The 14,052-nt window shown below is 57.0% G+C and carries 11 protein-coding genes and 1 other RNA gene; all 12 read left to right on the forward strand.

Annotation, left to right across the window (positions count from 1 at the left end; translation table 11 throughout):
• Positions 1 to 39 precede the first annotated feature (39 nt).
• The 12 genes from smpB to DMP05_RS00950 all read left to right on the forward strand — a co-directional run bounded on the left by smpB (position 40) and on the right by DMP05_RS00950 (position 14,052).
• Positions 40 to 504 (forward strand): SsrA-binding protein SmpB, encoded by a 465-nt coding sequence (gene smpB / locus DMP05_RS00900; RefSeq protein WP_114615995.1) that lies wholly within the window; start codon positions 40 to 42, stop codon positions 502 to 504.
• A gap of 68 nt (positions 505 to 572) precedes the next feature.
• On the forward strand, positions 573 to 1,301 hold the full coding sequence (locus DMP05_RS00905) for a hypothetical protein (protein WP_123218739.1): 729 nt from the start codon (positions 573 to 575) through the stop codon (positions 1,299 to 1,301).
• A gap of 140 nt (positions 1,302 to 1,441) precedes the next feature.
• Positions 1,442 to 1,810: a transfer-messenger RNA gene (ssrA, locus tag DMP05_RS00910) on the forward strand.
• Positions 1,777 to 2,049, forward strand: coding sequence for a hypothetical protein (locus DMP05_RS09780; RefSeq protein WP_153070631.1), 273 nt, complete (start codon positions 1,777 to 1,779; stop codon positions 2,047 to 2,049). The genes ssrA and DMP05_RS09780 overlap by 34 nt, the downstream gene beginning before the upstream one ends.
• Before the next feature lie 58 nt (positions 2,050 to 2,107).
• Positions 2,108 to 3,007: a glutamate racemase gene (murI, locus tag DMP05_RS00915; RefSeq protein WP_114615998.1), complete on the forward strand. Its 900-nt coding sequence runs from the start codon at positions 2,108 to 2,110 to the stop codon at positions 3,005 to 3,007.
• A 69-nt stretch (positions 3,008 to 3,076) separates the two neighbouring features.
• Positions 3,077 to 3,802, forward strand: coding sequence for a ribonuclease PH (gene rph / locus DMP05_RS00920; RefSeq protein ID WP_123218740.1), 726 nt, complete (start codon positions 3,077 to 3,079; stop codon positions 3,800 to 3,802).
• 68 nt (positions 3,803 to 3,870) lie between these two features.
• Positions 3,871 to 4,461: an RdgB/HAM1 family non-canonical purine NTP pyrophosphatase gene (gene rdgB, locus DMP05_RS00925; RefSeq protein WP_123218741.1), complete on the forward strand. Its 591-nt coding sequence runs from the start codon at positions 3,871 to 3,873 to the stop codon at positions 4,459 to 4,461.
• A gap of 183 nt (positions 4,462 to 4,644) precedes the next feature.
• Complete coding sequence (locus DMP05_RS00930) at positions 4,645 to 5,073, forward strand: universal stress protein (RefSeq protein ID WP_123218742.1); 429 nt, start codon at positions 4,645 to 4,647, stop codon at positions 5,071 to 5,073.
• A 121-nt stretch (positions 5,074 to 5,194) separates the two neighbouring features.
• Positions 5,195 to 5,632 carry a large conductance mechanosensitive channel protein MscL gene (mscL, locus tag DMP05_RS00935; protein ID WP_123218743.1) on the forward strand — a complete coding sequence of 146 codons (438 nt, stop codon included), beginning with the start codon at positions 5,195 to 5,197 and terminating at the stop codon, positions 5,630 to 5,632.
• Between the two features lie 488 nt (positions 5,633 to 6,120).
• Positions 6,121 to 7,335, forward strand: a complete 1,215-nt coding sequence (gene rpsA / locus DMP05_RS00940) for a 30S ribosomal protein S1 (protein ID WP_114616003.1) — start codon at positions 6,121 to 6,123, stop codon at positions 7,333 to 7,335.
• Between the two features lie 774 nt (positions 7,336 to 8,109).
• Positions 8,110 to 13,077 (forward strand): DUF4430 domain-containing protein, encoded by a 4,968-nt coding sequence (locus tag DMP05_RS00945; RefSeq protein ID WP_123218744.1) that lies wholly within the window; start codon positions 8,110 to 8,112, stop codon positions 13,075 to 13,077.
• Positions 13,078 to 13,083: 6 nt separating this feature from the next.
• Positions 13,084 to 14,052 carry a DUF4430 domain-containing protein gene (locus DMP05_RS00950; protein WP_123218745.1) on the forward strand — a complete coding sequence of 323 codons (969 nt, stop codon included), beginning with the start codon at positions 13,084 to 13,086 and terminating at the stop codon, positions 14,050 to 14,052.

Below are 14,052 nucleotides of genomic sequence, written 5' to 3' on the forward strand. Positions count from 1 at the left end.
CGTTTTCCGGCGGCGTGAAGCACGAATGAGAGGTGGCGCGTGGCGCGCGAAAAGAAGCAAATCGCGAAAAACCGCAAGGCTTTCCACGATTACGAAATAATTGAAACGTTTGAGGCGGGCATCGCGCTCACGGGCACCGAGGTGTGCTCGCTGCGCGAGAACAACTGCCAGCTTACCGACTGCTTCGTGCTCATTCGCAAGGGCGAGGCGTGGCTCAACGGGCTGCATATCTCGCCGTATTCGCATGGCAATTTGAACAATCCCGACCCCGACCGCAAGCGCAAGCTGCTGCTTCATCGCAAGCAGATTCGCTATTTGGAGCAGAAAACGCGCGAGGCGGGACTGGCAATTGTTCCCATTGGAATTTACTTCTCGACAAATGGCTTGGTGAAGCTTGAAATCGCGCTTGCCCGTGGCAAGAAGCTGCATGATAAGCGCCAGGCGATGGCGGAACGCGATTCCAAACGCGAAATCGCTCGTGCGTTGAAGATGCGTTCTCGTTAATTGGCAAGGTGCCCTGCGGGGCTTGAACAGGGGGTTCATACATGGGTATTTTCAGGAAAGCAACTCGCTTGGGCAGTCGCGTGGCAAAAAACGCCGCGAGGCAGATCGTCATGCCTGAAGACGAGAAGTCCAAGAAGAGCAAAGGCGATAAGTCTGCCGAGCCGGCAGCGCCGCAGCATTCTGACGCCGAATACGATGAGCTGCAGGAGAAATACAATGCGCTCATGACCGAAAAGTGGAAGGAATACTACAAAACCAGCTGCGACGGCGAGTGCGAGACATGCGAATACTACGACTGGTGCCCTGACGATTTCGACGGCGTGTTTGAGGACGATGCCGACGACGCGAAGGCCGAGTCTGCCGCAGCTGAAGGCGAGGGAGCCGTGGCTCCCGACGTCGACGAGGGCGCTGAGGGCGCAGCCGCCGAGGAGGCCGACGAAGCCGCTGAAGTTGAGGTCGAAGACGAGGATGACGAGGCCGTTGAAGTCGAGGCCGAAGAGGAAAACGACGTCGAACTCACCGATGAGGAACGTGCCGCGAAGGCTGCCGCCGAGGCGTATTACGAAGATGGCTGCGATGGCGACTGCGATAACTGCGAGCACTACGACTGGTGCCCGGCCGAAGAGGAAGACGAAGACGATAAAGTCCTTTTCAAGGGCGTCACGCAGGGCGACGTGAAGAATGCTGCCAAGGGCGGCGTCGAGCTTGCGCGCGAGACCGCGCTTGCGGCGCGCGATTTGAAGGAAGCCCTCGACGACATCACGGGCGGCATGAACCTCAAGGAACTGTTGAAATAAGGTTTCAGGAGCGTGTCGGCATTTGACATTGGCCGCCGCCTCGATACAATAGGTTTTCCGCTGGGGCAACCCGGCATGGTGCTTGACAAAAGCATATCGCATGGTGGACAGTACCCTCGGTGCCCGCGCGGCACGCATTTGGGGGCGACTGGTTTCGACATGGTACGTTTGAACTGAGGAGCAGGTCGTGGTCTCCTCGCCACGTTAAACAGGGGTAAAGTCAAGTTAATTGGCAAAAAATCTTATCAGAGCGCTCCTGCGCTCGCCATGGCTGCTTAATAGCACCTGGCACGTCAACCTCGGGTTGTCCCCGACTCGAGCGCGACGTCATTTCAGGGGACTGCTTCAAAGCACGTAGTCTGTATGGCTTTGGAAAAGAAAGAACGGGCTAGGAAGCTCGACGTTGGTTCGCGAACCGACATCTTCCGAAATTCGATCGCGAAATAAGCTTGTAGAGCCTGAGCAAGAACGTAGTATGGACCGGAGTTCGATTCTCCGCGCCTCCACCAGAATCAATAAACGCCGTTCTTTTGAGCGGCGTTTTTTGTGGATGTCCGTAAGGGTTGGGCGTCTTGAGGGCTTGGCAAAAGAGGCTTCTGACGTGCGCTTTCGTGCTTTTAAGGAGGCATGCGCCCGTCTAATCGCCGTTTTGCCGCGCATTTTGGATTCCGCTATTCGCGTGCGTGCCAATGCTCGTTTTACGGTTTGTGCGATAGGCTTTATTATGAAAATGGCAATTGCTTGGTAACGAGCGACATTATTCAGCCCAGGGCAAATAAACTGGGCATTGATTAAAAAGAGGATGCATGATCGTTTCTTCTGACAGGGTACTATCAAACAGGCCGTTTAATGACGCCCCTATCGGTATCTTCGATTCCGGTTTTGGCGGTCTTACGGTGGCGCGCGAAATCGCCAAGGAGCTGCCCGAGGAATCCATCGTATATTTTGGCGATACGGCGCGATGCCCCTATGGCCCCCGCAGCCAAGACGAGGTCGATGGCTTCGTGCAGCAAATTTGCACATGGCTCGTTGGCCGCGACGTGAAGCTGCTCGTTATCGCGTGCAACACCGCGACCGCTGCGGGCCTTGAACACGCGCAGCAACGTTTCAGCATTCCCGTGATTGGCGCCGTTATTCCTGGCGCTCGCGCCGCCGCGCGTGCGACGAAAAACCGCCGCGTGGGCGTCATCGCCACGAAGGGCACGGTTGAATCGGGCTGCTATCCTCAGGCTATTCGCAATATCGACGCGGGCATCACGGTGTTTTCCACGGCTACGCCGAAGTTCGTCGACATCGTCGAGCAGGGAATTCGCATGTCGAGAGGCCCCATCGAAGACCTCACGAGCCTTGCGAGCAAGGTTTACATTCGCCCGGCGTTCCAGGAAATTGCCCGCGACTATCTTGAACCGCTGCGTCGTTGCGAAATCGACACGCTCGTGCTTGGCTGCACGCATTACCCCATGCTTAAAGCGCTTATCGGCGGCGTTATCGGCCACAATGTGCTGCTCGTTTCTTCCGCCGAGGAAATGGCGAAAGAGGTGCGCGAAACGTTGAGCATGCGCGGTGAGCTTGCCCATGAGGGCAATATCGCAAAACACGAGTTCTTCACCTCGGCGCCGAATCTGGATGAATTCCAGTCGTTCGGGTCGCGGGTGTTCAGCGAACCCATCGAGCGCCCGACCCATATCGATCTTTCTCGCTTATAATCTGAAGGCCGACGTCGCGTCGGCCTTTTCTGTATGTATGCGGGCTTGCCCGCTTGATAGGAGGAAACCATGCTTGCTAACAGGGCAAACGATCGCGACGATCGCGCGATGCGCGACGTGAAGCTTACGCGCGGCATTATGAAGAACGCCAACGGCAGCTGTCTTGCCGAATTCGGCGACACGCGTGTGTTGTGCACCGCTACCATCGAAGATCGTGCGCCAGCCTGGCGCAAAGGCTCGGGCAAAGGCTGGCTTACGGCCGAATACGCCATGCTTCCCGCTGCGGGCAACAAACGCACGCGCCGCGAGACGAACGGCCGCAATGGTCGCAGCATGGAAATCGAGCGCCTCATTGGTCGCAGCCTGCGCAATGTGTGCGACTTGAACGCTATGGGCGGCGAGGTGACCATGACCATCGACTGCGACGTGCTGCAGGCCGATGGCGGCACGCGCACGGCCGCCATCACGGGCGCGTGGGTCGCGGCCTATGATGCGTTCGAGATGTGGAAGACCGCAGGCCGCATTAAGACGAACCCCTTGTTTGGCCAGGTTGCCGCCATCAGCGTTGGTTTGGTTGAAGGCCGCCTTATGCTCGACCTCGATTACGAGGAAGATTCGAACGCCGAAATCGACATGAACGTCGTGATGAACGCGAAAGGCGAGATTGTCGAGATTCAGGGCACCGGCGAGCAGGTGAGCTTCTCGCGCGACCGTTTGAACGAGTTCTTGGATGTGGCTGAAGAGGGCATCAAGGTGCTGCTGGCCGCTCAGAAAGATGTGCTTGGCATCGAATAGCAGGAAAGCGGCCGCGTGCGGGATTTGTGGCGCACGCGTTTTTGTTCGCGGAATGGAGTAGAAGAGAAATGAAAGTCGTCATTGCAACCAACAATAAGCACAAGGTTGAAGAAATCGAGACCGCGCTCGACTTTCCGGGCTGGGAGTTTCTGACTCTGTCGCAGGTTGAGTCGTATCCCGAGCCCGAGGAAGACGCCGATACGTTCGTCGGCAATGCGCTCATCAAAGCCCGCGCTGCCCACGAGGCCACGGGCATGGCCGCGCTCGCAGACGATTCGGGGCTTGTAGTCGATGCCCTCGATGGCAGGCCGGGCGTGTACTCGGCGCGCTATGCGGGCACGCATGGCGACGATGCCGCGAACAACGCCAAGGTACTCGCCGAACTTGAGGGTGTGCCCGACGAGCAGCGCACGGGGCGCTTCGTGTGTGCTCTCGCATTCATCAACGAGGCGGGAGACGAAACGACGGTCGAGGGCACGGTCGAAGGCCGCATTGGGCACGAGCTGCGCGGCAGCGAGGGCTTTGGTTACGACCCCATGTTCATGCCCGAGAAATTTGGTTTTGAACGCTCGCTTGCTGAGGTTTCCCAAGACGAGAAAAACGCTATCAGCCATCGCGGCAACGCGCTGCGCATCCTGCGCGCGAAGCTCGCGGAGTAAGCGAGGCCGCCGACCTGTTAAATGCTCGTAGCGTTTAACAGGTTTTCGAGCCTGCGGCGGCATCTTTGGCAACGGCCGAATAACGTTTCGCCAGCAGGCGTATTTGCGGGCGTGCAGCGCTATACTTGAGACGAGCGTTGGCAGGGGATTGTCGCCAGCGCACATAAGAAGGAGGTTTTTGCCATGAAGAACATTCTCGTCGCCTATGACGGCTCTGAGACCTCGAAGCGCGCAATCGACACCGCCGCCGACCTCATCGCGTCCGACGCCCGCATTCATCTCGACATCGTGAACGTGGTCTCCATTCCCATGCTTTCCGATGATCAGGCTTCGAGCTTCGCCGCGATTTTGGACCTTATGAAATCTGACGCCGAAGAGGTGCTCGCCGACGCTTTGAATCAGTTCGAAGGAAAGCATCAGCAAAACGGCGTGGACACGCTGCTTGTTTTGGGAACCGACGTCGCATCGGAAATCGCCAAGCTTATCGAAAAGAATGGCTATGACATGGTGGTTATCGGTTCGCGCGGGCTTTCTGGCATGAAGCAGTATCTGGGTAGCGTGAGCCATAAGCTGCTCGGCGCAACCAAGGTGCCTGTGCTCGTTGTGAAATAACGCCGAAAATCAGGTAAAACATATCATGCGCAGGAAGGCTTCGCCTATGGCGAGGCCTTCCTCTTTTTCTGTCCCGCTGCGTTTACAATGTGCCCGCAGGCAAAGAAAGGAAGGAAGCGCCATGAAGAAGTTCTTCAGCGAATTCAAGGAGTTCATCAACCGCGGCAACGTGATGGATTTGGCCGTTGCGGTCATCATCGGCGGCGCATTCACGTCCATCGTTACCGCGCTCACCACGAACATCATCAACCCGCTCATCTCGGTTATCGCAGGCGGCGGCGCCGACACCATTTCGGGCCTCGTTGTTCCCGGCACCGACATCGACTTCGGTGCGTTCATCAGCGCCTGCATCAATTTCCTCATCGTTGCTTTCGTTGTGTTCCTGCTCGTGAAAGCGGTGAACAAGGCTCAGGATTTGGGCAGCAAGCTTACGGGCAAGGAAGAAGAAGCTCCCAAGGCTGCGCCCGTGTGCCCGTATTGCTTGGAGGAAGTCAAGGAAGGCGCCACACGTTGCCCGCATTGCGCTGGCGTATTCGACGCGCCCGCTAAGGCCAAGTAGGCTTACTGGACTGAAAACGCCGCAAGCAAGCGATGCGGAAGGCGCCTCGACGGGAGGCGGCGGCTGAAGGTTGCGATCCGCGGTGGTGATTGAGCGTTGTGCAGCAGTCGGAACTAAACGCTTCGGCCGAACGCTGAAATCGAAAGCTGCGATCGATCGCCTCGATCGGCGTTGAGGCTGGAAGCTGCGCCGGATGCTGGAAGCAAATGCTTCGGCTGAACGATCGAGCCGAAAATTGCGATTGACCGCTGCGGCGGAGGGCTGCGACCGCTTACCGACGCGGTTTGCAAAAACCTTGTGAAGCTGCGCATATGCGCAAAATAGTGGGTCTCGAAAACGTGCGCGTTATGGTAAACTAACCGAGCTTGTGCGCCGAAAGGTGCCAGGTCCCGTTCGGAAAACCGAGCGGGTTTGTATCTGTAGGCCCCCGAGACATGTTGAGTTCAACCACCATGACGAAGGGTCCCTGTACTTGAAAGGGGTCCGTTTTGACCGAAATCAAGAACACGAATGTCATCGATTTCGAGGACATCTCCGACGACGAGATGAACGCGATGATCGATGGCACCCTGACCGAGTTCGACGAAGGCGATCTGGTCAAGGGCACTGTCGTGAAGATCGAGCATGACGAGTGCTTGCTCGACATCGGCTTCAAGAGCGAGGGCGTTATCCCTGCTCGCGAGCTGTCTATCCGCAAGGATGCCGATCCCTCCGAGATCGTTGCCCTGGGCGACGAAATCGAGGCTCTTGTTCTTCAGAAGGAAGACAAGGACGGCCGCCTGATCCTCTCCAAGAAGCGTGCTGAGTACGAGCGCGCATGGATCAGCGTCGAAGAGAAGTTCAAGGCCGGCGAGACCGTCACCGGCGAGGTTATCGAAGTCGTCAAGGGCGGCCTCATCCTCGACATCGGCCTGCGTGGCTTCCTGCCTGCTTCCCTCGTTGACCTTCGCCGTGTGAAAGATCTCGACGCCTACCTGGGCACCGAAATCGAAGCTCGCGTCATCGAGATGGATCGCAACCGCAACAACGTCGTGCTGTCCCGCCGCGTGCTGCTCGAGGAAGGCCGCAAGAACGAGCGCGCCGAAATCCTCTCCAAGCTCGTCAAGGGCATGCGCCTCAAGGGCACCGTTTCCTCCATCGTCGACTTCGGCGCCTTCGTTGACTTGGGCGGCATCGACGGTCTGGTTCACATCTCCGAGCTGTCTTGGAACCATGTCAACCATCCCTCCGAGGTCGTCAAGGTTGGCGACGAGGTTGAGGTTGAGGTTCTCGACGTCGACCTGCAGCGCGAGCGCATCTCGCTCGGCCTGAAGCAGACCACCGAGGATCCGTGGCTGAAGCTCATCGAGAGCTACCCCGTGGGCACCATCGTTGATGGCAAGGTCACCAAGGTTGTTCCGTTCGGCGCCTTCGTCGAGCTCGGCAACAACGTCGAGGGCCTGGTTCACATCTCCGAGATGGCTGCCAAGCACATCGACACCCCGGCGCAGGTCGTCAAGGTCGGCCAGGACGTCAAGGTCAAGGTTATGGACATCAACCCCGACCGTCGTCGCATCAGCCTGTCCATGAAGGCTGCTGCTCACGACCTGGGCTTTGAGGTTGAGGTCGACGAGACCATTCAGGCTCCCGAGCCGCGTCAGCCCAAGAAGAAGGCTGCTGCTCCCAAGGCTGAGAAGCCCGCGACCGAAGAGGCCGCTGAGTAAACCTCGCGCCGAGCACGTTCTTGATCGAAGGCTTGGGATGGTTGAACCCAAGCCCGGTTGAAACTTCGCATGGTTTTATAGAAAGCCGCTCCACGTTTGTGGGGCGGCTTTTTTCTGTCTAGAAGGGGATGCTTTCGGGATTGGATGGCGCGCAGAGCATGGGGGATACTCTGGGCAAGCATATTGGATGGCGCGTCTTCGGAATGGGCTTTTTGAGCGGGGCATTGTTGGAAGCCGAGCGTTAAGAAGAGACTTCTTGGGTGGATATTGTTGGATGCCAGCTGATCAAGACTTTTGCATAAAAAGGGGCTCGAATGTGGCATGTTTGGCTCTTTTCTGGCGCTGTGCCGTAGTGGGCTTGGATGTGGTCGTGCTACCGGCTCTTTGGCCTGGGAAAACAGAAGGCGTGAGCGTAAGTGCGATTTGATGCTGCGGAACTATGCCACATTCGAGGGTGCTTTTGCGCATGCGTATACGAGTCATGGTAGAATCCAGGGGTTATTGGCAAAGATGGTTGCGTCGGGCACGATGCGGGCGTGGGCGAAGAGCGTGCACGCTTGAGGGAATGCGGGTGAGAGTCCTGCGCTCTACCAGGAACCGTATACGCTGATGGACGGGTTGGCCGTTGCGTAAGAGAGCGTGCATGCGATAGTTATGATGTGCATGCTCCATGTTGCAATGGCTTGCAAGTAAAACCGCGGGCACGTGGGCCGTTCAAGTGAGGCAAAGTCGGAACACTCATCCATCGCACTGAGCCCTGGAAGTGAGGTACCGATGAGATTCGGACCATATTTCGCACGCACGAAAGCGGGCGATGCGACGCACTCTCATGTGGGTGCGGACATGCCGCCATCTGCGGCTGCGCAAAACTCATTGAACACAACGCTGTGGCAGCGTGCGCTGGCGGCATGCATGTCGGTGGTGCTGGCCGTTTCCATGACGCCCAGCGCGGCTTTGGCTAGCGACGATGCCACAGGGGCCGATTCTGCCGAGCCTGCGCTGAGCGCCTCCGACGAGGAAAGCCAAGATGCTTCGGCTGACGAGGCATCCGTTGCGGAAGAACCTGTTGCACAAGAGGTTCCGGCGGATAATGCTGGCGCAAGCGTGGTCGCGCAACTACCCGCTGCAATCGAGCCCAGCTTTGCGGTTGCCGCATATGCCGATTTTAGTGATATCGCGACGCAATCCACGGTGTATATCGACTCTGTTGCCATCGTGGATGCAAAGGATAGAACGCTCTCGTACGCGTCGAGCCCCGCCGCAAAGGTTGGAGATACCATTCGTGTGGCTGCCTATCAGGAGGATGATTACGGCGACGATGAGGAAATAACGTCCTCCGAGTATGCTCAGTTGCGCTACCAGTGGTATGTCGGTTCGAACCAATACTCTACCTCGTCTTATACCGCGATTGAGAATGCTACGTCGCGCGAGCTGAAAATCGCCGCCGACCTCGCCGGAAAATACGTGTATTGCCGCGTATTCTATGGAAGCAACTATAAGAATACCGATTCCTTGGCAAAGGCTATTGAGGCGAATTCCACGACTCCCGAGACTCCTCAAACCGAGGAGCAAAAAACGCTTGCCAAGATAGTGGCAAAAGCGAAATCGGTTACTTACAACAACGGATGGCGCCCCAACCCCACCTACGGCACCGATTCCAATATTTGCGATATGCTTGCCGCCAAAATTAAGGAATGGGGCGGCTATGCGGGTGAAGATTGGTCTGGCGTTCGTGTATCGCTGAAGAAGGTTGAATACAATAGCACCGACCCTAAGCAACTTGGCGGCATTTCGCCTGAAGGCGACATAACGTATTTCTTCTTGTCTCCGGCAGATAAAACCACCAATTCCGACTATTCGATTCTTCGTCAATTTAAGCCCACGTATACACTGACGCTTGGCGATGCCTCGGTCGATTACGCAGCCGACAGCTATTCAACGTTCGGCTGGGATAATGGCAAGGTGCAGTCGTATCTCGACGAGTTACTTTCGAGCGCCGATGTGCCTGGCTCTTTGACGTCGGGAGTCGCCTCGGCCGAAACTTCGAGCGAATCGCTTCCTTCGGTGCTGTATGCGAATGGCAAGAAGGTTGCCGAAGTTGCGTGGTTGTCGAGTAATTCGTCTGCCGCGAAGGTCTCATCGTCCTGTGACGATAGCTACAACACGGTGTATTCCGTCGCGTACGTTCATGGAAATACGCAGCAGAGCGCCACGTTGACTGCGCGGGCCACGCTTGTGGTGCCCGGTTATGGAAACGCCCCGTCTACGAGTCTTTCCAAAGATTACGCCGTATCGGTTTCCAAGAAGTCTGATGCGCAAATTGCTGCGGAAAAGAAAGAGCTCGAGGACGCTCTTGCCAAAATTACGCTGACCGATTATTCCACGAAGGAAACCGTCGACCCGTCTGCCGTGGAAGCCGATTTTACGTTGCCGCGCGTAGGCAAAATTGGCGCAGGCAATGCCAAAATCTCGTATTCCTCGAGCAATTCCGATGTGGCAAAGGTCAACGGATATCGCGTGTATGTGACGCGCGATATCGAGGGCGGAACGAATCAGGCCACCATCACCGCCACTCTGACGCGTGATGGCATTACCGCGACGCGCGACATTGCTATCGACATCAAGCCGATTGACGAGGCTGAAATCGATGCCGCCGTCTCGTTCATGGAGAGCGTGAAGGCCGGTTACCGCAATGCTCTGCTTGGCGATAACGCATCGCCCGACAGCGTGGACAAAAATCTGTCGCCATTCCGTGAGGCGTCTCAGGCCGAGGACGGTTCAATTACGTACTCGCGTGCGTATGAAAACGATACCAACAACGGCATTCGCGCGGTCGATTTGCCCGGCTACGATTCGATGGCTGGAACGAATTGGCGCACCTATAAATCGAGCGACCCAAGCATTATCTCCGATGAAATGCTGCGCCTGAAGCGACCTTCCGCCGATGCGCTGGTTACGGTTACGAGCAACCTAACGTACGAGAAGTACGAATCGCTCGCCAAGGCGCACCCTGAAAACGCCAAGCTCCAGAGCTTGGTTAACCAGGAAGTAACCGCGACCTATCGCGTCGTGGACACGACCGACCATAGCGACCCGAAAATCGCAGTTTCGTTCGAGCTGGTTGGCGAAGACGCCGATGGGTTCTCGCAAATTTGGTCTGACAGCACTCAGCAAATTGCTTACGGTTCTACCGCCGATGCCTTGATTGAGCAGGCGCTTGATGTAGCCGGCTTCGAACATACTTCATACTATGCCCCGGATTTCTACATGCTGTCCGACGTTACGTCGCCCGATGGCGTGAAGCTTGGTTGGAATTTCGACACCAAGAAATACTGGCAGCTGTTTGTGAACGGCCAAGCGGCATCGGAATATGCCAACCATGTTTCGCTCAACGCGGGCGATTCCGTGGTTCTGTATTATTCCGCTGACGGGGCGTCGCTTGAAGACCTGGATACGGCAAACGTATCGGTGAGCATGAGCTTCATCGGCCCCGATGTCAACGGCAACACCGCAGTGTGGATGAACAATGCCAAGGCGAAAATGCCGAATGGATCTACCGTTGCGGATCTCACCGAAAGCTTGCTGAGCGAAGCGAAGCAAAACGGTTCGGTAGACGATTACCTTATTACGGGCCCCTCGTTCTACCTATCGAGCATTACTCATGCGGGTGTTACGTATGAGTGGAACAACCCGGTTCAGGGCAGCTATTGGCAGTTGTTCATTAACGGCGCTTCGTCTGACAAGGGCGCCGACGGCGTTCAGCTGAAGGCCGGAATGAGCGTCCAATGGATCTATTCTGGTTGGGACTACAATCCTTCCGATGATGTGATTGTCGACCCGGGCGCGGCGCGTCCCAATTACGACGCAGATTGGAACGGTTTCGGCAACGGCGGCAACAGTACGCTGGTGAATGTGCCCACTCCGGGCGATGCTGCCGATTTGAAGTGGTCGGTGAATTTGGCTACTGAATCGGATAAATGGGTTTCCATCGGCGATCCGATTATTGTGAACGGCGAGATGTTCGTAACGTCGGACTCTGAGCTCATTAGAATCGATGCCAATGGCGCTATTGTGGGACGTGTGAAGAAGGGCGGTACGACCAGCTACTTCTCGCGTCCGGTATATGCCGATGGTTTGATTATCTGTGCTTCCGACGACGGAACCATTGCGGCGTTTACGGCCGACACGCTTACGTGCGTGTGGAAGACGAAGCCTTTGGCTGCTTCCGAAAAGGGTCGTTACCAGGCTAATTCGACCATGACGGTTGCCAATGGATGCGTGTATGCCGAATTTGTTGCCGGAGCGGGCGCAACGGGGCAAGCGAGCGCGGGCGCTATGGTGTGCGTTGATATTGCGACCGGCGCCGTGAAGTGGCAGAACGCCACGGTGAAGGGCACAGACGACTTCGGAGCAGGTTATTATTGGGCTGGCGCATGCGCCTCGGGCAACGACCTTGTTATTGGCGACGAATCGGGCGAGGTGAAGCTGGTTGATGGTTCGACTGGCGAGGTGAAATCCTCTGCGGCTCTTGTTGCCGCGAACGGCTCCCTTGTTCCATGTCGCGCTACCATCGTTTCCGCTGGCATCGAAAACGGCAAAGAGACATTCTTGGCTGTAGGTCGAGAGCCTGCAACCTTGTTCAAGGTTGTTCGCGACGGTGGTTCTCTGCAAGTGGTTTCGTCGGTAGAGTTTGGCGGAACGTCTACCTCTACGCCCGCCATTGCGAATGGCAAGGCGTTTATTGGCGGCAACGACTCGAGCAAAGTTGGGCAATTGGCGGTAATCGATTTGGCTACTATGTCGGTTGAGGATGTCGTCAAGACCGAAAAATATGCCGAAGTGAAGGCGTCCCCGCTGGCTTCTGTTCAGGGTGACGACACGTATGTGTACTTCACCGCCAATAAGAGGCCGGGCGAGCTGTACCGCTATAGTGTGAACGACAAGTCGGTTACTTCAATCTATACGCCGTCGGGCAGCAATGCGAATTACTGTACGGCAAGTGTTATTGCCGATGCCGATGGCAATCTGTATTACAGCAACGATTCGGGTACCGTGTTTGCGCTGCAGGGCGTTGAAGGGTGTAAGGTGACGCTGAATTTTGGCGACGACACGAAGGTCGCAACGCCCGCCAAGGGCAAGAAAATGACGCGGCCGAACGACCCCGAGCGTGATGGCTACACTTTCACCGGTTGGTACACCGATGAAGCTTGCACTCAGGCCTATAACTTCGACACCCCTGTGACCGCAGCGTTTACGCTGTATGCCGGCTGGAAACAGAACCCCGTTGTTGTGCCAGGCGGCGATGACAACGGTTCCGGCACCAACAGTGGCGCCAACAATGGCAATGGCGCCAATAATGGTGGCGGCAATGGCTCGAACGGCAACGGCGGCTCCAAGGGTGCCGGTGCTTCGAATGCCGGTTCGGTTGCCCCTTCGGCCACGCCGATTTCGGCTGCTTCCAACGAGGCTGCCGGCGATAGCGCCGATGCGAATGCGAAGTCTGACGAATCTGCCTCCAGCAAGGATGAAAAGTCTTCTTTCGACAAGGCTACGGCGCGTTCTTCTTCTAAGGCCGAAAACGATGCTGCCACCAAATCGGCGGCTGCTGTAGACGACGGCGCATCTTCAACTGAGAGCGCTCCCATTTGGCCTTACATTGTTTTGGCGGTCGGCGTTGCTGGTCTTGCTGCCGCCACTGTGTGGTTTGTCGTCGCCCGTCGCAAGCGCGATAGGGATGAGTAGCGAAGCATGTCTGACGAAATGAAACCCACTTCGGAAGATACGAAAATCATGGCGGGGAACGCTCCTCGCCATGATTCGGCGGAAGCGGCGGCCCTTACCGTGGGGTCGCCGTCTTCGTCTTCCTCATTCCAAACGGCACGTTCGGGCTCGGCGTCGAAGCACGCATCGCTCTCTTTGGCGACGCGTGCGGGCATCACGGCTCTCGCGGTGGTGTCGGTGCTGTTCATCGGCGCTTCGGCATTCGCTTTGACGAATGGCTTTGGCCTTCCGGGCGACTCTCCTATTGTTAAGGCCGCGGAAAGCGTCGGAATCGTGCGCTCGGCCGATGTTGAGGCCGCATCTGCCGAGGGCTCCGACCAGGCGAAAGCCGACAAGGATGAAGCGTCGAACGAAGCCAATGCCGCCGATAAGGAATCCGAAGACAAGAAAGACGCGTCGAGTGACGCCTCTGGAAGCGACGAATCGAAATCGAAGGGCGATGGATCATCGTCTGACAACTCGGACTCCAGTGGATCTTCCGATTCAGGCTCGGGCCCCTCTTCGTCTTCGAACGCCGATTCAGGCTCGAGCTCCTCTTCCTCGGGCGCCTCTTCGAGCTCGTCGGGCTCTTCAGGCTCGAGTTCTTCGGCGGGTGGATCTTCGCAACCGGGCACTTCCGCACCTGCCGGCACGGTAACCGTGTATGTTTCCGTATCGAGCTCTGCGGTGGGCAACCCCGTTTCGGGCGGCGGAACCTTCACGTTCAACCAAGGTGCGACGGTCTACGATGCCCTGTGCGCGTGCGGCCTTTCGATGAACGCATCGAACACGGGTTACGGCATATACGTAAGTGCCATTGGCGGCCTTGCCGAAAAAGAGCACGGCGGACACAGCGGCTGGATGTACTCAGTTAACGGCGCCGTTCCCATGACGGCGTGCAGCAATTATGTGCTCTTAAATGGCGATTCCGTTTCCTGGTATTACGTGACAGGTTAG

Source organism: Slackia isoflavoniconvertens, assembly GCF_003725955.1.
GTDB classification, from domain to species: Bacteria; Actinomycetota; Coriobacteriia; order Coriobacteriales; family Eggerthellaceae; genus Slackia; species Slackia isoflavoniconvertens.

Bases quoted from the DNA above. Each gene is read 5' to 3' on its own strand.
- DMP05_RS00950 (WP_123218745.1), top strand. From the start codon at position 13,084: ATGTCTGACGAAATGAAACCCACTTCGGAAGATACGAAAATCATGGCG.
- DMP05_RS00945 (WP_123218744.1), top strand. From the start codon at position 8,110: ATGAGATTCGGACCATATTTCGCACGCACGAAAGCGGGCGATGCGACG.
- DMP05_RS09780 (WP_153070631.1), top strand. From the start codon at position 1,777: ATGGACCGGAGTTCGATTCTCCGCGCCTCCACCAGAATCAATAAACGC.
- DMP05_RS00930 (WP_123218742.1), top strand. From the start codon at position 4,645: ATGAAGAACATTCTCGTCGCCTATGACGGCTCTGAGACCTCGAAGCGC.
- mscL (WP_123218743.1), top strand. From the start codon at position 5,195: ATGAAGAAGTTCTTCAGCGAATTCAAGGAGTTCATCAACCGCGGCAAC.
- rdgB (WP_123218741.1), top strand. From the start codon at position 3,871: ATGAAAGTCGTCATTGCAACCAACAATAAGCACAAGGTTGAAGAAATC.
- murI (WP_114615998.1), top strand. From the start codon at position 2,108: ATGATCGTTTCTTCTGACAGGGTACTATCAAACAGGCCGTTTAATGAC.
- rph (WP_123218740.1), top strand. From the start codon at position 3,077: ATGCTTGCTAACAGGGCAAACGATCGCGACGATCGCGCGATGCGCGAC.